This window comes from Variovorax sp. PBL-H6 (genome assembly GCF_901827155.1).
Lineage (GTDB): Bacteria > Pseudomonadota > Gammaproteobacteria > Burkholderiales > Burkholderiaceae_C > Variovorax.
In genome coordinates this window covers 1,624,639-1,643,600 of record NZ_LR594659.1, presented here as the reverse complement: position 1 = coordinate 1,643,600, position 18,962 = coordinate 1,624,639, and the positions used below count along the sequence as shown (strand labels likewise).

Genomic DNA, 18,962 nt, shown 5'->3' with positions numbered 1-18,962 from the left:
ACTTAATTTGAATGCCGGTGATTTCCGACGGCGCAAAAAAACGCCCGAATGTACCCTAAATAGTTATTAAGCCGAACTACTTCATTGTTGTGAATAGCCCGATGACGCGGCGAAAGACGTGAAATTTTGCCGGTCGACGGGCATTTGTCCTACACAGTCGCGAGCGGTTGGCTGACAATCGACTCATCGGACAACCATTGACACAAACAAAGGCAACAACATGAGAAATTCTCTCCCGACCCATTGCAGTTGACGAGCTTAGTCAATGCAGATGACTTAAGTACTCAATAAAACCGGCGAGCAAGTCGGTTGCGGCGGGCCCAGGCCCACTCCGGCAGAGGTCGAGCACCGACGACGTGCCACATCCCTCCAGCCCAGGCGGCAATTAGCCGCTTCCTTTTTTTATTCAGCAATTCTTTTGCGCCTTTTAAAGGCGCAGGGAATTCTTTTGTCTCGATTTTCAAATTGACCAGGAGATTCGGCGTGAACAGAATCGACAAACGCATGCTTCTGCTTGTTGTTGCAGCAGGTGCACTCGCGGGTTGCGGGGGCGGCGGAAGCGGCTCAGGCGGCAGCTTCGCTCTCCCCCAGGGCACGGATGGGGCGACCGGTACGCCGGTGCCGTCGGCCGCGTCGGCCACCGACCCGACGCCTGCACTGGCGGCCGCACCCGCCGCAGGCAAGGAGACGGCACTCAGCAAGCTTGGCTCGAGCTGGGTCAAGGTCGCCGAGGAAGGCCAGACATTCCGCCTGTCGGCATCGACGGTCGTGCAGTACGGCGCGGACTCGGGCTGGACGACCAAGGAACTCTCCGGCACCGTGACCTGCGACAACGCCGCCTTCGGCCGCGATCCATTGGAGTACGTGGCCAAGGCGTGCTATGTGCAGCCCGCGCCGGCCGCGGGAACCGTGCTCGCCCAGGAAGGTGGCTCGTTCACCGTGCCTGCCCCTACGCTGGTGAAGTACGGTGCGGACTCGCGATGGATCACCAGAACCGTCACCGGGACGGCCGCATGCACGAACACCTTCTTTGGTGACGATCCCGCATTCATGACGGCGAAATCATGCGTGTCGGCCGGTCCTGCGCCTGAGCTCGACCTCCCCAGCAAACCCGCACCCGCTCCGCTTCCGGCAGCCCCTGCCCCGGCCCCTGCCCCGGCCCCGGCTCCAGCTCCCGCACCGCCGGCTCCTCCGGCGCCCACGCCCATCGCCGGCGACGTGGTGGACAGCTCGGGCGCCATCGTGACAAGCGCCTATGTCAACCTCGCCTACAAGCTCGGTCAGGCCGAGGGCGTGGCGTACCGGTTCGGGCCGGCGGCGACCCGCACCGGCGTCAATACGCTTCCCCTGCGGGGCGACGTGGGCGCAATCAACCACAGCGTCGGCAATGAGCTCTTCTACCAGCTGGGTGCCGAAAACAATTCAGCGAGCAACCTGTACGTGAGCATCCATGCTGCAGCGATCGGCACGCCCGCCAGCGGAAGCTCGTTGTCGAGCTCGTTGGCGTGGTTTCAGTCGCAGGCGACCGACCGCGTCACGTTCATGCAGCGGCCGCAGATGCTGTGGCAAGACAAGCGCATGCTGCCCAGCGCGATCGACAGCTACTACGCCGCGGGCGTGCTGTCCCCGAACGACCCGGCAGACCTGCCCATCGTCGAAGACCGCGGCGAGAACGCGGCCGACAGCCCCTCGACACGCCTGTCGCTGATCGCGACGCAGGGCAGCCCGACGAAGCCGGCAACGATCTTCACCGTGGGCACGTACACCGCGCAGAACCGCGCCAGCGTCAAGCTGGCCCTCGGCAAGGTGCCGACGGCCATCTCCGTCACCGGCGGCGGCGAGTTCGCCCTGGTCACGGTGTGGGACACGATCAACCACAAGGGCCAGGTCGCGGTCGTCTCGCTCGGCGGCAGCTGCCAGGGCTGCACGCTGAACGGTCCGAAGTACGACTGGTGGCACGACTGGATGGACATGGTCCACCCCGGCTTCTTCAACCAGGGCAACTACATCTTCATGAAGGTGCTCGGCTACGTCGACCTGCCTGCGAACATGAAGGCGCCGACCTCGATCAAGGTGACGACCGGCATGCACCCGTATGCGGCGGTCGTGTACACCAGTGGCGGCGGCTTGTCGGGCATGGCGAAGGAAGCCTCCCCGATGGCCAGCAACCGGTCGAAGCTGCTGCCGGGCGGCGACTACTACGAGCGATACGCCAAGGGCGGCATCGCAGTCGTGGCGTCCAAGTCGGAAAAGACCGTGGCCTTCGTGGATCTCGGGCCGCTGTTCAAGTACACGAACGACATGTACCTCGGCAGCGCCGCGAGCAACCTGGAAACGCAGAACGTCGGGCTCGCCGCCAACCAGTGGCCCTACCTGCTGGCCGATCGTCCGCAGGCGGCCCCGACCGTCGTCAAGACGATCACGCTGGCCGACAGGCCCACCAGCGTCCTGACGACCTCGACCTACAACTACTGGAGCAAGGACGACCGCCGCCGCATGGCGCCGCCGAACGACATGTACTGGGAGCCGAACCCGCACCACGCACGCGCCTGGGTCGCCACCGAGAACGGCAAGGTGTACATGTACTCGCTGGGCGGCTATGTGCAGGGCCCGAAGCCGGCGGCCGGAAGCTCCGCCGAGATCGCGCAGGTCGGCGTCGTGACGGGCCTGGGCAGCAACGTCACGCACCTGGCCGCGGCCAAGGACTATCCGGGCCAGGCCGACACCATCAACACCATGCTGATCTTCACCGACCGCGCCAATCGCAAGTGGGGCTGGATGAAGTTCGCCGATGACGGCAACAGCGGCACCATCCTGCGCACGATGGAGGACTCGCGGGTCGACCCGATCATGGTGACGATGTCCGACAACTACTCCACGCAAGGCAACATCGTCAGCGTGGCGAACTACAGCGGCCAGAGCATCGACAACTACCGCTTCGGCGACCTGATCTACCCCGACAACAACTTCTGTTCGAGGGCGGGTGTCTGCCCCACGCTGGCATCCGAGGGCGAGTACGCGGGCAAGCTGGCGCTGCCGTTCAAGCCGTTCGCAGTGCACGCGTCGAACGTGCCGTAGGCGCGCTGCGAACTTGCAGTGTTCTGCCGCGTCATCGCGGCAGCACGCCCCCGCTTCGGCGGGGGCTTTTTTTCTGGTGCTTCCACTGCACGAGCAGCCCGCGCTTTTGGAGTAGCCTCTCTGCTCATCAGAACAAAGGAGACCTTTCATGGCTGCCCCCCTCTCTCCGGCAGAAGAAGCACTGCGCGATGCCGCCCGCGAATACCACCGCTCCCCCGTCAAGGGCAAGATCTCGATTTCCCCGACGAAGCCGCTGCTGAACCAGCGCGACCTGTCGCTGGCCTACTCTCCCGGCGTGGCCTATCCCTGCCTCGACATCGAGGCCGACCCCTCCAAGGCCGCCGAGTACACCTCGCGCGGCAACCTGGTGGGCGTGGTGACCAACGGCACCGCGGTGCTGGGCCTCGGCAACATCGGCCCGCTGGCCGCCAAGCCGGTGATGGAAGGCAAGGGGTGCCTCTTCAAGAAGTTCGCCGGCATCGACGTGTTCGACATCGAGCTCGCTGAATCCGATCCCGACAAGCTGGTCGAGATCATCGCCGCGCTGGAGCCCACGCTGGGCGGCATCAACCTCGAGGACATCAAGGCTCCCGAGTGCTTCTACATCGAGCGCAAGCTGCGCGAGCGCATGAACATCCCGGTGTTCCATGACGACCAGCACGGCACCGCCATCATCTCCGCCGCGGCGCTGATCAACGGGCTGGAACTGGTCGGCAAGAAGATCGAGGAAGTGAAGATTGCCGTCTCCGGCGCCGGCGCCGCCGCCATCGCCTGCCTCGACGTCATGGTGGGCATGGGCGCCAAGCCGGCCAACATCTTCGCGGTCGATTCCAAGGGACTGATCTACATCGGCCGCCCCGGCGGCTTCGACGATTCGAAGTCGCGCTATGCCCAGGCGGACACCGGCGCGCGCACGCTGGCCGACGTGATGAAGAAGGCCGACGTGTTCCTCGGCTGCTCCGCGCCCGGCGTGGTCTCGCAGGACATGGTCAAGAGCATGGCCGACCAGCCCATCATCCTGGCGCTGGCCAATCCCGAGCCCGAGATCCGGCCCGAACTGGCCAAGGAAGTGCGGCCCGACTGCATCATCGCCACCGGCCGCTCGGACTACCCGAACCAGGTCAACAACGTGCTGTGCTTCCCCTACATCTTCCGCGGCGCGCTGGACTGCGGCGCGAGCAAGATCACCGAGGAAATGAAGCTCGCCTGCGTGCGCGAGATCGCCGAGCTGACCAAGGCCGACATCAGCGAAGAGGTGGCCACCGCCTACCAGGGCCAGGAGCTGGCCTTCGGCCCCGACTACATCATTCCCAAGCCCTTCGACTCGCGCCTGATCCTGCGCATCGCACCCGCGGTGGCCAAGGCCGCTCAGGACTCCGGCGTGGCCGCGCGCCCCATCGAGGACCTGGACGCCTACCGCCAGAACCTGGCGCGCTTCGTCTACCAGACCGGCATGTTCATGCGGCCGGTGTTCAGCGCCGCCAAGCTGGCGAGCGCCAAGCGCGTGGCCTACTGCGAAGGCGAGGACGACCGGGTGCTGCGTGCCGCGCAGCTTGCGGTGGACGAAGGCCTGGCCAAGCCGATCCTGATCGGCCGGCCGGCCGTGATCGAGAGCCGCATCAAGAAGGCCGGGCTGCGCATCCGGCTCGGCACGGATGTCGACGTGGTCGACCCCGAGGACGACCCGCGCTTTCGCACCTACTGGGAGGCCTACCACAAGGTCATGGGCCGCCGCGGCATCACGCCCGAGGCAGCGAAGGCGATGGTGCGGCGCTCCAACACCACCATCGGTTCGCTCATGGTCCAGCTGGGCGACGCCGACGCGATGCTCTGCGGCCTGGTCGGGCGCTTCGACAGCCACCTGAAGATCCTCAACCAGGTGCTCGGCCTGAAGCAGGGCGCCCCTGGCTTCGCCACGCTCAACGCGATCATGCTGGAGAAGTACACCCTCTTCATCGCCGACACCAACGTGCACGAGGACCCGGACGCCCAGACGCTGGCCGAGATCGCACTGATGTCAGCCGAGGAGGTGCGCCGCTTCGGCCTGCCGCCCAAGGTGGCCTTTCTTTCGCATTCGAACTTCGGCTCGTCCGAGCGCAGTTCGGCGCGCAAGATGCGGCTGGCGCGCGACCTGTTCGCGAAGATGGCCCCCGACGTCGAATGCGACGGCGAGATGCACGGCGATGCTGCGCTGTCCGAGACCGTGCGCCACAATGCCCTGCCCGAGACCACGCTCAGCGGCTCGGCCAACCTGCTGATCTGCCCCAACCTCGACGCCGCGAACATCCTCTTCAACGTGCTGAAGATGACGGGCGGCAACGGCGTGACGGTCGGGCCGATCCTCATGGGCGCGAGCGGCTCGGCGCACATCCTCACGCCTTCGGCCACCGTGCGCCGGGTGCTCAACATGACAGCGTTGGCCGTGGCCAACGCGAGCTCCGCCAAGTAAGCCGCGCACCACCATGAACGCCCTGCCGCGGTGCAAGCGGCAGTGCGTTTTTCATTGGGAACGAGGGACGCACATGCACTCCCTTGGCTCGGGCGGAAGGGTTCGCACCAAGTGCGTGCCGGCACCGAATTTGCTTGAATGCCGGCACTCATCTTTCACGGGTCCTGCATGAACAAGCGCCAACTCCTCCACTCCTTTCTTGCCGCCTCGGCGCTCAGCTTCGGCCTCGTCAACGTTCACGCCCAGGCGCCCACGCCCATCAAGTTCCAGCTCGACTGGCGCTTCGAGGGGCCGGCTGCGCTGTTCCTGCATCCGGCCGCCAAGGGCTACTTCAAGGACGCCGGACTCGATGTCGCCATCGACGCGGGCAACGGCTCGGGCGGTACCGTCACACGCGTCGCGTCCGGCGCCTACGAGATGGGCTTCGCCGACCTTGCGGCGCTGATGGAGTTCCACGCCAACAACCCCGACAGCCCGAACAAGCCGGTCGCGGTGATGATGGTCTACAACAACACGCCGGCCTCGGTGATGACGATGAAGAAGAGCGGCATCACCAAGCCCGCAGACCTCGCGGGCAAGAAACTCGGCGCCCCGGTCTTCGACGCCGGCCGCCGCGCCTTCCCGATCTTCGCGAAGGCCAACAACATCGGCGCCGTGAACTGGACCGCGATGGACCCGACGCTGCGCGAGACCATGCTGATCCGCGGCGACATCGACGCCATCACCGGCTTCACCTTCACCTCGCTGCTCAACCTGGAGGCGCGCGGCGCCAAGACAGCCGACATCGTGGTGCTGCCCTACCCCGACTACGGCGTGAAGCTCTATGGCAACGTGATCATTGCCTCGCCCAAGCTGATCAAGGAGAACCCGGCCGCGGTCAAGGCCTTCCTGTCGGCCTTCGCCAAGGGCGCGAAGGAGGTGATCGCCAATCCGGCCGTGGCCATCGAGTCCGTCAAGAAGCGCGACGGCATCATCGACAGCGCGCTGGAAACGCGGCGCCTCAAGTTGGCCATCGACACCGTGATCAACAGCCCCGATGCGCGCGCAGAAGGCTTCGGGGTGGTCAACGCAGGCCGCCTTTCGCTGATGGCCTCGCAAGTGTCGGACGCCTTCAACACCAAGACGCGCGTGAGCCCGGACGCGGTATGGACGGCCGCACTGCTCCCGCCCGCGGCCGAGCTCAACAGCATCCTCAAGAAGTGATGGCGGTCGCGGAGACCTCACCCTTCGTCGACTTCCAGGACGTCTGGCTCGCCTACAACGAGGAACTGCTGCGCGCCAACCACTTCGCGGTCGAGGCCATCGACCTGCAGGTCAGGCGCGGCGAGTTCATCGCCATCGTGGGGCCCTCGGGCTGCGGCAAGTCCACGTTCATGAAGCTCACCACGGGGTTGAAGATGCCCTCGATGGGCAAGATCCGCATCGACGGCCAGCCGGTGACCGGCCCCGTCAAGATCTCGGGCATGGCCTTCCAGGCGCCCTCGCTGCTGCCCTGGCGCACGACAGTGGACAACGTGCTGCTCCCGCTGGAGATCGTCGAGCCTTACCGCTCGAGCTTCAAGGCGAAGCGCAAGGAATACGAGGAACGTGCCCGGCGCCTGCTGCAGAAGGTCGGCCTGGGCGGCTACGAGGACAAGTTCCCCTGGCAGCTCTCGGGCGGCATGCAGCAGCGCGCCAGCATTTGCCGCGCGCTGATCCACGAGCCCAAGATGCTGCTGCTCGACGAGCCCTTCGGCGCGCTCGATGCCTTCACGCGCGAGGAGCTGTGGTGCATCTTGCGCGACCTCTGGACCGAGCAGCGCTTCAACGTGATTCTGGTCACGCACGACCTGCGCGAGTCGGTATTCCTGGCCGACACGGTCTACGTGATGAGCAAGAGTCCGGGCCGCTTCGTGGTCAGGCGCGAGATCGCGCTGCCGCGTCCGCGCGAGCTCGAGCTCACCTACACCAAGGAATTCACCGACATCGTGCTGGAGCTGCGCGGGCACATCGGCGCGATCCGCGGGGGCGGGGCTGAAGGCATGAGCCGCGGGGCCGCTCCCAAGGCGAATACCGAAGCCGAAGGCGAAGGCACTCCATGAACAACAAGCAACTCGAACGCTGGTCACCCTGGCTGCTGCTGGTGGGGGTGATCGTTCTGTGGCAGATCGTCTGCTCGGCCTTTGGCGTCTCGGAGTTCATCTTTCCGAGCCCTTGGCGCATCTGGACGCAGTTCTGGGAGTTCAAGGCCATCATCGGGGCCCATGCCTGGCGCACCTTCTGGGTCACGATGGCGGGCTTCGGGCTGGCGATCGTGGTGGGCGTGCTGCTGGGCTTCGTGATCGGAAGCTCGCGGCTGGCTTATGCCGCGATGTACCCGCTGATGACGGCCTTCAACGCACTGCCCAAGGCAGCCTTCGTGCCGATCCTGGTGGTGTGGTTCGGCATCGGCGCCGGGCCGGCGATCCTCACCGCCTTCCTGATCAGCTTCTTTCCGATCATGGTCAACATCGCAACGGGGCTGGCGACGCTCGAACCTGAGCTGGAGGACGTGCTGCGCGTGCTGGGCGCCAAGCGCTGGGACGTGCTGGTGAAGATCGGCCTGCCGCGTTCCATGCCCTACTTCTTCGCCTCGCTCAAGGTCGCGATCACGCTGGCGTTCGTGGGCACCACGGTGAGCGAGATGACCGCGGCCAACGAGGGCATCGGCTACCTGCTGATCTCGGCCGGCTCGGCCATGCAGATGGGCCTCGCCTTTGCCGGACTGGTGGTGGTGGGCGCGATGGCGATGCTGATGTACGAGCTCTTCAGCGTGGTCGAGAAGCACACCACGGGCTGGGCGCACCGCGGCTCCCAGAATGAATAGGCGACAGGCCATCGGCACCTTCGCCATGTGCCATGTGCAAGGCGTAAGGCGGAAACTCCTTCTTGCGGTAGTGGCCGCAACGCAGTAGAACCAAATCGTTAATGCGGCTGAAAACCTCCCGCGCACAGCGTGGCGAGGCCTTCTTGCAAAGGGGGCAGACATGTTGGCGGCCGAGTGCGCGTGGACGGTGCTACGTGCCGAGCATGCACGCATGCGTGAGTTGCTGAGCCTGCTCGAACACGAGTTGAAGGGTGGCGACTGGAAGCGCTCGGGTGTTGCAGCCATGCGCATCGTCCGCCTGATCGAACGCTTCCAGGCCTTCGACGAAGCGACACATCGCCCCAAAGGAGTGGCGCTCATGGGGGTGCTGCGCGGAAGGTCTGCCGAGGCGGACGACCTCCTTCACCGTCTCGATCGGCAGCGCGAGCGCTGCGACGCGCTGCTGTCGCAGGCAAAAGCCATGCTGGAACGGGCACACGGCGGCGACGCGCTTGCTGCCCACGCTGTCGAGGACCTGCTGGAGGAGCACCGCGCCTTGTTGCTCGACCATCTCGACCAGGAGGACAACGTGCTCCACTCCCACACCGCCTTGCTCTTGACGCGTGAGGAATGGGCCCTCGTGGTCTCGTCGATGTCCAAGGCGATGCGCGCAAGAAAGGGCTGAGGCTTCGCAGGCGCCTCAACGCAGTGCTTGTTCAGCGCCACGCCATCTCCTATGCTCACTGACCTTGCCACACGGAGATAAGCAAATGATCAAGGTCAGCGTCATGTACCCCAACACCGCCGGCGCCCGGTTCGACCACGACTACTATCGCGACAAGCACATGCCCATGCTCAAGGAGAAGATGGGCGACGCGTGCAAGTCGTACACCATCGACAAGGGACTGGCAGGCGGTGCGCCCGGTGCGCCGGCGCCGTACATCGGCATGTGCCACATCCACTGCGACTCGGTGGAGAGCTTCCAGGCGGCTTTCGGCCCGCACGCGAAGGCGATCCTGGCTGACATCGCGAACTACACGGACCTCCAGCCCGTGATGCAGATCAGCGAAGTGGTGGTGGGCTGAGCTCCTGGTTGCCATCGGCCGCCGGCGGCGGATGCGCTGAGGCGTACCGCTCCAGCAGCACATAGAGCACCAGGCCGCCGCCCAGCGGCACCAGGTAATACAGCGCGCGATAGGCCAGCAGGGCACCCATCAGCGCGCCCTGGCGCACCGAGCCCGAGAGCAACGCCAGGTACACCGCCTCCAGCACCCCGAGGCCGGCCGGGATCGGCGTGACCACGCCGACCACCGAGGCCGCCAGCAGCACCCCCAGCGTGACGGAATAAGGCACCTGGCCGCCCAGCAGCAGGTACATGGCCGAGGCCATCAACGCCCAGTTCGCCGCAGCGACGCCGAGCTGCACCAGCGCCAGCCGCGGCGACGGCAGCTGGACCCGGCGCCCGCGCACCTTCCACTGCCTGCCCTGCATCTTTGCGCAGGCCAGCACATAAGCAACCGCCAGCAACAGCATCAGTAGGCCGAGCGCGCGGAAGGCACCCTCCCCCAATGTGGACTCCGAAGGCAGCTTCACGACACCGGAGGCAAACACGCATCCCGCCACCAGCCCGTAGCCCAGCCAGTTGGTCGCGAGGCTGAGTCCCACGATCTGCGCCACCGTGGTCTCGTCGAGGCCGGCCCGCGCATAGAGCCGCGCGCGCATCGCCACGCCGCCCACCAGCGAGCCCAGGTTGAGATTGAACGCGTAGCTGGTGACGGCAATCGCCCAGCTGCGCCACCGCGGCAGGCCATGCCGCGTGTGATGCCGGCCGATCAGGTCATAGCAGCCGTACAGCGCGTGGCTCGCGGTGCACAGCGCCAGCGCCGCCAGGAGCACCCCGGGCGAGTAGCGCCTGAGCGCCTGCCAGGCCCCGGCCCAGTCGACCTTGTGCGCGTGGGACAGCAGCAGTGCGAGCACCACGAGGCCCAGCACCGGCAAGGCCCAGCGACGGATGCGGCGCCAGATGGGAGTCCCGCTGCCGGGGAGGGTTTGCACGTCGGGAAAGGGCATCGCATCGCTGTCGGACATGCGCACATCGTCCCGGCACGGCAACGCAGCGGCCAGTTGCGCTGGGCGCTTGTTCGCGTAGGTTCAGATGCCGAGGCGGCCTCGCGCGGGCGGACTGCGGATCAGCGCCTGCCGCGGCGTACTGCGGCCCGCAGCACCATGGCGAGCGCAGCACCGCCCGCGGCCGCCATCATCGCGGCCTTGACCGGCTCGTCGGCCACGTAGTGCGCGCCCTGCACCTTGGCTTGCCGGGCACGCTCCGGCAGCGATGTGACTGTCGTGCGCACCTTGTCCCACGTCCGATGCAGCTTCGATGGCGTCTCCATGTGCATCGCGCCATCCCCGAGCGCGGGAGCGGGGCCGATGTCGTTGCCCGCCACGGGCATGGGCAAGTTCTCCGTGCCGGGGTCCGCCTGTTGCGGGCCGGGATGGATGTGAGGCGTGTCGATTTTCATGCTGGGCCCTCTGGAGTACGTCTGAAACGGGGCGCGCGACCTCAGCGGGCCGGCGATGGCGGCGGAGCCGGCACGGGCGTGACGCTCTCGCGGATCACGCCGCCGCCCATCACGCTGCCGCTGCTGCTGGTGGCCGCGCCTTTGACGCGCGCCTCGCAATCAGCGCGATCCCCCGCCGGCTGAAGCAGCTGGCAACGCGCCAGCGCGTTCTGCTCGGCCTGACCGGCCGGGGCAAGGCCACCGCGCTGCGCTTCCTGCTTCGCCGCACCGGCCTCGCGGCGGCAGGCTTCGCGGTCCTGCTGGACGCCGTCGCAGGTGGCGCGCTCACGCTCTGTCTGCGACGCGGCGCCCTGCGCCCGGGCCCAGCCGGCAGGCCCTATGAGGCTTGCCGCGCAGGCCAACGCGGCGAGCGAAGAATGGAGGGCATTTGCACGCATGTGGGGCTCCTTGAAAGAGCCTCTTTCTATCCCCTCGTGTCAGCGGGAGTTGTCGGACGCGGAGAGGTTTGGGGCGAGGCCTCAACGCAAGCCGCGTGCTCGATCGGGATCTGGTGACTCGGGAAACAAGATGGCTCGACCGGAGGGAGCGATCTTGCTACTCAAAGTCTGTAGACTCAAAGCAGGCATGAATTGCACCCTCCTCGACATGGAAAGACGAGGGAAGGCTCAACAACTGCGCGCACCAGGCTCGCAGCTCGCCTGCGGGCCGAACGCGCCACACGTGGGATTTCGCAAGAACAGCTTGCCGACCTTGCAGGCTTGCACCCTACGTACGTCGGATCTGTCGAGCGCGCGGAACGCAATGTGTCGCTCGACAACATCGAGCGGCTGGCCAGGGCCAGGCGCCAAGAGGGAACATCATGACCGTGAAACGCATGGACAACATGGGCATCGTCGTCGAGGACATCGATGCCGCCATCGAGTTCTTTTCCGAACTCGGCCTAGAGCTCATCGGGCGCGCCCCTGTCGAAGGAGACTGGGCAGATGGCGTCACTGGATTGCGCAACATGCGCGTCGAGATTGCCATGATGCGTACGCCGGACGGCCACAGCCGGCTTGAGATATCGAGGTTCCTTGCGCCACCCGTGGTCGCCGATCACCGTCGTACCCCCGTCAATGCCTTGGGGTACCTGCGGATCATGTTCACGGTGGAGGATATCGACGATACGCTCGCCCGTCTCGGGAAGCGCGGCGCGGAACTCGTCGGCAAAGTGGTCCAGTACGAAGACACCTATCGGCTCTGCTACATCCGGGGCCCCGAAGGAATCCTCATCGGGCTCGCTCAAGAACTCGCGCATGACGCCTGACCCGACGAGCTGCTGCCGCGCAGCGGCCCAGTCTTCTTCAGGTTCGCAAGCCGCCGTTGCAGCGGTACCCGAAGCACACCGCGCAACAGGCAGGCGACGAGTAGCACCGCCGCGAAAGCAGTCTTGTGACCACGAGGCCGAAAAGGAGTAGAAGACGAAGTCCCACCAGGACGATCAGATCTGCCAACGACATGATGGGCCGCACTTCAATGCGTGTCAGTCCTCCCGCACCAGCCGGATGCCCACCAGCGTGTAGCGGGTGCCCGGCGCGTTCCAGTTGCGATAGGCCGCACGGGCGTAGAAGGGCCAGGTGTGCCAGGAGCCGCCGCGGCGCACCCGAACCTCGCCCTGGGCGGGGCCTTGCGGGTCGTCGAGCGGCGATTGCGCGTAGTAGTTGTCGCCATGCCAATCGCCCACCCACTCCCATGCATTGCCGTGCATGTCGTAGAGGCCCCACGCGTTCGGCGCAAAGCTGCCGACCGGCGCGGTGAAGGCGTAGCCGTCGCTGCCGTCCAGCGCCATCGATTGCCAGCGCGGCCAGTACCGGGCGCTGCTCGCGTCGAACACGTTGGCCGCGCCCAGCAGCGAGCGCGGGTCTTCGCCGGAGCTGTAGCGGCTGCGGGTGCCGGCGCGGCAGGCGTATTCCCACTCGGCTTCGGTCGGCAGGCGGTAGCGGCGTCCTTCGGTGTTGCTCAGCCAGGCGGCCAGTGCCTGGGCGTCGTTCCAGGTCACGTTGACGACCGGATGGTCATCGCCTTGCGCGAAGCCGGGATCGCGCCACGAGTAGCGGGGATCGCGGCCTTCGAAGGCGTCGCCGCGCCTGGTGGTCGCGGGATCGTAGTCGGCACGCCAGCCGTAGCCGCCAGTCCGGTCAGCCACCGACTCGGGCACGTAGCCCGAGGTTTCGACGAAGCGCCGGAACTGGCCGACCGTGACCTCGTGCTGGCCCATCCAGAAGGCGCGGCTGATGCGCACGCGGTGAACCGGTCCTTCGTCGTCCAGTTGCGCGAATCGACTCGTCGGCAACTGCGGATAGGCGCGAGCCAGGGATTCGGGCGCTTCGTCGCTGCCCATCAGGAACTCGCCGGCCGGCAGTTTCACGAATGGCATGCCCAGGCTGTTGTATTCGACATCGGCAGCGTGGGCGCCGACGAAGACCATGGCCAGCAGCAGGAGACAGCGCTTCATGTGCGGATGCTATGGCATCCGCAGGTGTCGCCCGGCGGGTCCGGTTCGACGCCTTGTCAAACTTGTTCATGGTCGCCTCTCCTCAGTGGCCCATCAAGCGCTCGACGGCATCGGCTTGTCATGCACTCCGAACTTGTCGACCATGGTCGACGTGGCTTCGCTCATCCCGTCGACCTCGACCGTCGTGCCCTCGCGCCGGAACTTCGTGACGACCTTGTCCAACGCATTGACCGCCGTGATGTCCCAGAAGTGCGCACGGCTCACGTCGATGCGGACGGTCTGCAGCACCTCCTTGAAGTCGAAACTTCGGGTGAACGAGTCGGCGGACGCGAAGAACACCTGGCCAACCACCTCGTAGGCGCGGCCCTGGCCTTCGTCGGTGCTCTGGCTGTCGACCCGCAGCACGCGACCGACCTTCTGCGCAAAGAAGATGCCGCTCAGCAGCACGCCTACGAAGACGCCCTTGGCCAGGTCATGCGTGGCCACCACGACGGCGACCGTCGCCAGCATCACGACGCTCGAACTCGGCGGGTGGCTGCGCAGGTTCTTGATCGACTCCCAACTGAAGGTGCCGATGGAGACCATCACCATCACCGCCACGAGCGCAGCCATGGGAATCTGCTTGACCCACTGCCCCAGGAACACCACCAGCACCAGCAGGAACATGCCAGCAACCAGTGTGGACAGCCGGCCTCGTCCACCTGATTTCACGTTGATGACCGACTGCCCGATCATGGCGCAACCGGCCATCCCGCCCAGCAGGCTCGACGCGATGTTGGCGACCCCTTGGCCCATGCATTCGCGGTTCTTGTTGCTGTCGGTGTCGGTGAGATCGTCGACGATGGCTGCAGTCATCATCGACTCCAGCAGGCCGACGACTGCCATGGTCAGCGCGTACGGGAAGATGATGCGCAGGGTCTCGAAGGTGAGTGGGATGTCCGGCAGCAGGAAGACGGGCAGGCTGTCTGGCAGCTGGCCCATGTCCCCGACGGTGCGAACGTTCAGCCCCATGGCCATCGAAACCCCTGTCAGCACGACGATGCAGACCAGTGGCGAGGGCACGGCTTTCGTGAGCAGCGGGAAGAGGTAGATGATGCCCAACCCGACCGCGACCATCGCATACACCGTCCATGGGACATGGGTCAGTTCCGGCAGCTGCGCCATGAAGATGAGGATGGCGAGCGCATTGACGAACCCGGTCACGACCGAGCGGGAGACAAACCGCATCAGCGATCCGAGCTTCAGCAGCCCGGCACCGATCTGCAGCACTCCGGTGAGCGCGGATGCCGCCAGCAGGTACTGCAGGCCATGGTCCTTGACCAGTGTGACCATGACCAGCGCCATGGCACCTGTGGCCGCTGAAATCATGCCCTGACGACCGCCAGCGAAGGCGATGACCACGGCGATGCAGAACGAAGCGTAGAGGCCGACCTTGGGGTCGACGCCAGCGATGATGGAAAAGGCGATGGCCTCAGGAATGAGGGCGAGGGCCACGACTGTCCCGGCCAGAAGGTCGCCACGGATGTTGGAAAGCCAGTCCTGGCGGAGGTTTTGGAAGTTCATGCGTGAGATTTGCCGCGCGGCAAAGGCGGCCCTGAAGCAACGCTCGGCTGAGCGTGGATGCGGATGTACTGAGAAGGCGACCTGGAGGCCGCGGCTGCTTACCTCAAGAGACGGAGGAGGTCCGCTAAGGAGGCGTGACCGAGCAGAAGTAGCCGAGCGGCAGCGTGCTCACGGGCGAGAGTGCCGGTTTGCGGTAGGTGTGAAGACCTGAATGCTGCATCTTCCTCATTGTAGTCAGGCCCATGGATCCGCAACTACAGGAACAAGAACGCCGCAGCTGCAACGACGGTCGGCCCCAGGGCGCCAAGCAGCAAGCCGCCCGCGCCAATCGTCTCGTCGGCAAAGCCTCGCTTCAGCAGCGCCACCCCCGCAGGATTGGGCGCGTTGGCAATCACGGTCAGACCGCCTCCAGCCACCGCGCCGGCCACCAGCATGTACTTCGACGGGTCGGAGATGCCGACAATCAGCGAACCGAGGTAAGTCAATGCCGCGTTGTCCGTGATGGCGGTAAGACCGATAGCACCGAGGAACAGGGCGATGGGCGCGAGACCCGAGACGATGGGCTGCAGCCACCATTGCTGCATGCCCCCCAGCACGACGAGTCCCGCAAGAAAGAAGGCGACGAGTAGTGCCTCCCTCAGGATGAGCGGGCTCTGGTGACGCTCGTAGGCTTGCGTGAACCCGAGGAACATCAGGAACAAGCTGAGAAACACCACTGGATGATGGGCGAACAGGACCACCCCAGCCAGCAGTCCCAAATGCACCGCAACGACTGACAGCGGCACGCGTGCCTCGGTCGGCAGGTCCGGTCGGTTCGTAGAGGGGCGATGCAAATGGCCGCGCAGCACGTAGGTGGCAATGCTCGCGTTCAACAGCACCGCGACTGCCGCCTTCCAGCCAAAGGTGGAGAGCATGAAGGCGCTGTCCCATTGCCACGTGGTCGCCACCATCAGCACGGGCGGTGCGGCATAGGAGGTCAGCGTGCCGCCGATGGAAACGTTGACGAACAGCACGCCGAGCGCCAGATACTTCACGCCTTCCGGCACGTGCGGCCGGAAGATCTGCGGTGCGAGCAGGAGGGCCGCAATCGTCATTGCGGCAGGCTCCGTGACAAGCGAGCCGAGCAGCGGCACCGCTGCAAGGCCGAGCCATGCGGTAGCGAGTTCGGTGCGTATGGGCGCAATGCCGGCAATGGTGTTCACCAATGACATCACGGTGCGCAGCACGGGGCGCGAGGCCGCGATCACCATGACCACGAAGACAAAAAGTGGTTCGGTGTAGTTACGCGACTCGGCATAGTCGAGCGCCTCTTTGCCGCCGGCGACCACCGCCATCACCACGACCAACACGATGGCCCAGAAGCCGAAGACAACCTCGACTTCCCCGAGCAGGTGAAGCAGGCCGGCGTGACGCGGATAGCGATGCGAGAGACGTTCGAACTGCTTCGCGCTGAACGTATGCAGCAATGCGACGGCAAAAATGGCTGCAGCAATCCAATGGATCGAGATGTCGGACATGCAGTTCCCGGGCATGGAGAAGCAGCGAGGCGGCCCGACCTGCGCAAATCCTGGAATGCCCGAATCGGCATGCCACCCAGCGCAAATTCTAATCGGGCGGTGCCAGCGCTTCCCTGCATCATGCTCACCGACGAGACTGCTCAGCGCCTGATGCTCGGTGCGTTAGACAAGGCCCGGCAAACTCATACAATTTCGGCAATGGTCGATTTCCGCGCAATCCTGCTGTGGCTCATGATGCTTGCAGTGCCCTTTCAGGGCTATGCGGCAGCGGCCATGGCGTTTTGCTCGCCCGTCTCGGCGCATGCGAGTTCAAGTTCGGGCAAGGTCCACGACCACGGTCGACACGATCACGGCACGCTGCACGCAGAGCACCATCCTTCAGGTGTGAGCTCGAGTGCGGTCAGCGATCACGACGCGGTGCGCCATGACGCTGCAAACGCACATCACGAGCCGTCGGATGCAGATGCAGCTCACAAATGCGGCAATTGCGCCCCGTGTCACGCGGTCGGCATGATGCCGACGCTCGACACGCCGCTCCTCCACGGCCTGCCCCAGGCCGATCTGGTCGAGCCGCTGCGGGCCATCGCGACTGTGTCGCCACGCGTCCCAGACAAACCACCTCGCGCGTAACCGCGTCCGGCGCCCGGCAGTTCTGCTGCGGGTGACGGGACGCGCATGCACCGTTCGTGCCGTCACGCCCTTTGCGGGCTCGCTGACGGCATGCCGTTCATGAACATCGCGAGGACCTCATGTTCAATTTCCTGCCAGCCCGATGGCTGGCTGTCTTGCCGGCCCTGGCCGCCTGCGGAGCCGGCGCCCAGACCGGCGCCCCTGCGCCCGACACCGCGGCAGCTGCCAACCCCGCACCATCAATTGCCTATCGCTCCGCCATGGAGGACTACAAAGCCTTCGTCGACAAGAAGCCAGTCCCTTGGAAGGAGGCCAACAGAACGGTCCGTCAGCGGGGCGGCTGGCGAGCCTATGCCAGGGAAGGCGCCGGAGCCGCCGATGGAAAGCCTTCCAGTGCGGCCGATCCGCACGCGGGTCATGCCACGCCGAAGCCGGCGCCGGCGCTGTCGAAGGAGGAACCGTGAGGCGCACCGCCGCTCTGCGGCTCACCGGTGTCGTGCTGGCCGCCGCGGTCCTGGCGGGCTGTGCCTCCGTCAGGATCGATGACGCCCTGAAGGAGGCCAATTCCTCGGCATCGCAGTTCACGGGCGGAAAGCTCGAGCTCAGCCGCACCAGGGAGCAGCGAAGCGCTCGCGCGGCCCTCTCGCAAGAGCTGCTCGGCAAGCCTTTGTCGCAGGACGACGCCGTGCGCCTGGCGCTTGCCAACAGCGCTGCAGTCCAGGCGCTGGTTGCGCAAAGCTGGGCCGATATCGAATCGGCCAACCAGACGAGCCGGCTGCCCAACCCGGTCTTGACGTTCGAGCGCATGCGCCTGGGCGGCGAGCTCGAGATCGGGCGCTTGTTGTCGTTCGGCCTCGTGGATCTCCTTCTTCTGCCGCAGCGACTCTCGATCTCCCGCGACCAGGCCGCCTCGGCACAGGTCCAGTTGACCAGCACGGCGGTGGACCAGGTGACCCAAGTGCGGCAGGCATGGGTTCGGGCTGTCGCGGCACGGCAGTCCTTGCAGTACGCCGAGCAGGTCAAGGAGTCGGCCGAAGCGAGCGCGGAACTGGCGCGGCGCATGCAGCTGATCGGCAACTTCAGCAAGCTGCAGCGCGCGCGCCAGCAGGTGTTCTATGCCGAAGCAACGACGCAGCTCGCATCGGCGCGCCACACCGCCACCTCGGCGCGCGAGGAACTTGTCCGCGCCCTGGGCCTCGACGCCGCGCAAGCACCCGGGCTGACGCTGCCCGAGCGGCTGCCGGATCTCCCCAAGGCGCCCCGCGAAGCACGCGAGGTGGCGGAGACTGCCAATGAGCAGCGCCTGGACGTGCAGCAGGCCCGCGCAGAGCTCGACATTGCCGGCAGGTCGCAGCGCCTGAACCTGTTGTCGTCCATCATCGATGTCGAGGCCGGCATGCGTCGGGATACCGTTTTCGAGGGCGGCAGCCGCGACACGCGCCGCGGCTTCGAGCTCGACATTCGGCTGCCCCTCTTCGACTGGGGAGCCGCCCAGCGCGATGCGCTCGATGCCCAGGCGCTTGCGGCCGCGAACCGATATGACGCCACGGTTCGAAGCGCGAGCTCTCAGCTGCGCGAGGACTATTCGGCGTATCGCACGGCCTACGACATCGCGCGCCACTACCGGGACGAGATCGTGCCACTGCGCCGAGCCATGCAGGACGAGAACGTGCTGCGCTACAACGGAATGCTGATCGGCGTCTTCGAGCTGCTCGCGGAGGCCCGGGACCAGATCACTGGCGTGAACAACGCCATCCATGCCCAGCAGCAGTTCTGGCTCGCCGATGCGGCCCTGGCTGCATCGGTGATCGGCAAGCCCCTTGCTGCATCCATTCGGATGACCTCCTCAAGTCCGCGGGGACGCTCCAGCGACGGCCACTGAGTG

19 protein-coding genes are annotated in these 18,962 nt (G+C 65.8%); 12 read left to right on the top strand and 7 right to left on the bottom strand.

The genetic code is table 11. The features are described 5' to 3' along the window. Positions 1–284: 284 nt before the first annotated feature. Positions 285–506, bottom strand: a complete 222-nt coding sequence (locus tag G3W89_RS07820) for a hypothetical protein (RefSeq protein ID WP_162573547.1) — start codon at positions 504–506, stop codon at positions 285–287. On the opposite strand from G3W89_RS07820, the gene G3W89_RS07815 reads away from it, so the two are divergent. The 7 genes from G3W89_RS07815 (at position 484) to G3W89_RS07785 (ending at position 9,436) form a co-directional block, all read left to right on the top strand. After that, a complete protein-coding gene (locus G3W89_RS07815) occupies positions 484–3,078 on the top strand; it encodes a hypothetical protein (protein ID WP_162572173.1) in 2,595 nt (864 codons plus the stop codon). The genes G3W89_RS07820 and G3W89_RS07815 overlap by 23 nt on opposite strands. Before the next feature lie 148 nt (positions 3,079–3,226). Then, positions 3,227–5,527 (top strand): NADP-dependent malic enzyme, encoded by a 2,301-nt coding sequence (locus G3W89_RS07810; RefSeq protein ID WP_162573546.1) that lies wholly within the window; start codon positions 3,227–3,229, stop codon positions 5,525–5,527. 168 nt (positions 5,528–5,695) lie between these two features. Then, positions 5,696–6,730, top strand: a complete 1,035-nt coding sequence (locus G3W89_RS07805; RefSeq protein WP_162573545.1) for an ABC transporter substrate-binding protein — start codon at positions 5,696–5,698, stop codon at positions 6,728–6,730. Then, the gene (locus G3W89_RS07800; RefSeq protein ID WP_232076406.1) at positions 6,730–7,608 is read left to right on the top strand and encodes an ABC transporter ATP-binding protein; all 879 of its coding nucleotides are present in this window, start codon (positions 6,730–6,732) and stop codon (positions 7,606–7,608) included. Before G3W89_RS07805 ends, G3W89_RS07800 begins: the two co-directional genes overlap by 1 nt. Continuing rightward, positions 7,605–8,372, top strand: a complete 768-nt coding sequence (locus G3W89_RS07795) for an ABC transporter permease (protein WP_162573544.1) — start codon at positions 7,605–7,607, stop codon at positions 8,370–8,372. Before G3W89_RS07800 ends, G3W89_RS07795 begins: the two co-directional genes overlap by 4 nt. Positions 8,373–8,532: 160 nt before the next feature. Further along, complete coding sequence (locus tag G3W89_RS07790) at positions 8,533–9,036, top strand: hemerythrin domain-containing protein (protein WP_162573543.1); 504 nt, start codon at positions 8,533–8,535, stop codon at positions 9,034–9,036. Positions 9,037–9,121: 85 nt separating this feature from the next. Beyond that, entirely contained in the window at positions 9,122–9,436 is a 315-nt protein-coding gene (locus tag G3W89_RS07785; protein ID WP_162573542.1) for an EthD family reductase, read from the top strand. On the opposite strand, the gene G3W89_RS07780 is transcribed toward G3W89_RS07785, so the two are convergent. From G3W89_RS07780 to G3W89_RS07770, 3 genes are all read right to left on the bottom strand, one after another. Beyond that, positions 9,414–10,439, bottom strand: a complete 1,026-nt coding sequence (locus G3W89_RS07780) for a lysylphosphatidylglycerol synthase transmembrane domain-containing protein (protein WP_232076394.1) — start codon at positions 10,437–10,439, stop codon at positions 9,414–9,416. The two genes, G3W89_RS07785 and G3W89_RS07780, sit on opposite strands and share 23 nt — an antisense overlap. A gap of 101 nt (positions 10,440–10,540) precedes the next feature. After that, positions 10,541–10,873, bottom strand: a complete 333-nt coding sequence (locus G3W89_RS07775; RefSeq protein ID WP_162573541.1) for a hypothetical protein — start codon at positions 10,871–10,873, stop codon at positions 10,541–10,543. A 41-nt stretch (positions 10,874–10,914) separates the two neighbouring features. Then, positions 10,915–11,310: a hypothetical protein gene (locus G3W89_RS07770; protein ID WP_162573540.1), complete on the bottom strand. Its 396-nt coding sequence runs from the start codon at positions 11,308–11,310 to the stop codon at positions 10,915–10,917. 192 nt (positions 11,311–11,502) lie between these two features. Here G3W89_RS07770 and G3W89_RS07765 point away from each other — a divergent pair, with 192 nt between their 5' ends. Both G3W89_RS07765 and G3W89_RS07760 read left to right on the top strand, forming a co-directional pair. Then, on the top strand, positions 11,503–11,736 hold the full coding sequence (locus G3W89_RS07765; RefSeq protein ID WP_162573539.1) for a helix-turn-helix domain-containing protein: 234 nt from the start codon (positions 11,503–11,505) through the stop codon (positions 11,734–11,736). Next, positions 11,733–12,179 carry a VOC family protein gene (locus G3W89_RS07760; protein ID WP_162573538.1) on the top strand — a complete coding sequence of 149 codons (447 nt, stop codon included), beginning with the start codon at positions 11,733–11,735 and terminating at the stop codon, positions 12,177–12,179. The genes G3W89_RS07765 and G3W89_RS07760 overlap by 4 nt, the downstream gene beginning before the upstream one ends. Positions 12,180–12,395: 216 nt before the next feature. Here G3W89_RS07760 and G3W89_RS07755 read toward each other — a convergent pair whose 3' ends face one another. From G3W89_RS07755 to G3W89_RS07745, 3 genes are all read right to left on the bottom strand, one after another. Next, positions 12,396–13,340, bottom strand: a complete 945-nt coding sequence (locus tag G3W89_RS07755; protein WP_443083199.1) for a formylglycine-generating enzyme family protein — start codon at positions 13,338–13,340, stop codon at positions 12,396–12,398. Between the two features lie 120 nt (positions 13,341–13,460). Further along, positions 13,461–14,930 carry a SulP family inorganic anion transporter gene (locus G3W89_RS07750; RefSeq protein WP_174258241.1) on the bottom strand — a complete coding sequence of 490 codons (1,470 nt, stop codon included), beginning with the start codon at positions 14,928–14,930 and terminating at the stop codon, positions 13,461–13,463. A gap of 254 nt (positions 14,931–15,184) precedes the next feature. Further along, positions 15,185–16,447, bottom strand: a complete 1,263-nt coding sequence (locus G3W89_RS07745) for a putative Na+/H+ antiporter (RefSeq protein ID WP_162573536.1) — start codon at positions 16,445–16,447, stop codon at positions 15,185–15,187. Between the two features lie 120 nt (positions 16,448–16,567). Between G3W89_RS07745 and G3W89_RS07740 the strand changes: the two genes are divergently transcribed. The 3 genes from G3W89_RS07740 (at position 16,568) to G3W89_RS07730 (ending at position 18,959) form a co-directional block, all read left to right on the top strand. Further along, positions 16,568–17,077, top strand: coding sequence for a hypothetical protein (locus G3W89_RS07740; protein ID WP_162573535.1), 510 nt, complete (start codon positions 16,568–16,570; stop codon positions 17,075–17,077). A 119-nt stretch (positions 17,078–17,196) separates the two neighbouring features. Further along, positions 17,197–17,541 (top strand): hypothetical protein, encoded by a 345-nt coding sequence (locus tag G3W89_RS07735; protein WP_162573534.1) that lies wholly within the window; start codon positions 17,197–17,199, stop codon positions 17,539–17,541. Beyond that, entirely contained in the window at positions 17,538–18,959 is a 1,422-nt protein-coding gene (locus G3W89_RS07730; protein ID WP_162573533.1) for a TolC family protein, read from the top strand. The genes G3W89_RS07735 and G3W89_RS07730 overlap by 4 nt, the downstream gene beginning before the upstream one ends. Positions 18,960–18,962: the final 3 nt, after the last annotated feature.

What these genes read in the sequence shown, in the direction of transcription:
- G3W89_RS07820 (WP_162573547.1), bottom strand. Translation starts at nt 506, where the DNA reads ATGCGTTTGTCGATTCTGTTCACGCCGAATCTCCTGGTCAATTTGAAA.
- G3W89_RS07810 (WP_162573546.1), top strand. Translation starts at nt 3,227, where the DNA reads ATGGCTGCCCCCCTCTCTCCGGCAGAAGAAGCACTGCGCGATGCCGCC.
- G3W89_RS07805 (WP_162573545.1), top strand. Translation starts at nt 5,696, where the DNA reads ATGAACAAGCGCCAACTCCTCCACTCCTTTCTTGCCGCCTCGGCGCTC.
- G3W89_RS07800 (WP_232076406.1), top strand. Translation starts at nt 6,730, where the DNA reads ATGGCGGTCGCGGAGACCTCACCCTTCGTCGACTTCCAGGACGTCTGG.
- G3W89_RS07795 (WP_162573544.1), top strand. Translation starts at nt 7,605, where the DNA reads ATGAACAACAAGCAACTCGAACGCTGGTCACCCTGGCTGCTGCTGGTG.
- G3W89_RS07790 (WP_162573543.1), top strand. Translation starts at nt 8,533, where the DNA reads ATGTTGGCGGCCGAGTGCGCGTGGACGGTGCTACGTGCCGAGCATGCA.
- G3W89_RS07785 (WP_162573542.1), top strand. Translation starts at nt 9,122, where the DNA reads ATGATCAAGGTCAGCGTCATGTACCCCAACACCGCCGGCGCCCGGTTC.
- G3W89_RS07780 (WP_232076394.1), bottom strand. Translation starts at nt 10,439, where the DNA reads ATGTCCGACAGCGATGCGATGCCCTTTCCCGACGTGCAAACCCTCCCC.
- G3W89_RS07775 (WP_162573541.1), bottom strand. Translation starts at nt 10,873, where the DNA reads ATGAAAATCGACACGCCTCACATCCATCCCGGCCCGCAACAGGCGGAC.
- G3W89_RS07770 (WP_162573540.1), bottom strand. Translation starts at nt 11,310, where the DNA reads ATGCGTGCAAATGCCCTCCATTCTTCGCTCGCCGCGTTGGCCTGCGCG.
- G3W89_RS07760 (WP_162573538.1), top strand. Translation starts at nt 11,733, where the DNA reads ATGACCGTGAAACGCATGGACAACATGGGCATCGTCGTCGAGGACATC.
- G3W89_RS07755 (WP_443083199.1), bottom strand. Translation starts at nt 13,340, where the DNA reads ATGGTCTTCGTCGGCGCCCACGCTGCCGATGTCGAATACAACAGCCTG.
- G3W89_RS07750 (WP_174258241.1), bottom strand. Translation starts at nt 14,930, where the DNA reads ATGAACTTCCAAAACCTCCGCCAGGACTGGCTTTCCAACATCCGTGGC.
- G3W89_RS07745 (WP_162573536.1), bottom strand. Translation starts at nt 16,447, where the DNA reads ATGTCCGACATCTCGATCCATTGGATTGCTGCAGCCATTTTTGCCGTC.
- G3W89_RS07740 (WP_162573535.1), top strand. Translation starts at nt 16,568, where the DNA reads ATGCTCACCGACGAGACTGCTCAGCGCCTGATGCTCGGTGCGTTAGAC.
- G3W89_RS07735 (WP_162573534.1), top strand. Translation starts at nt 17,197, where the DNA reads ATGTTCAATTTCCTGCCAGCCCGATGGCTGGCTGTCTTGCCGGCCCTG.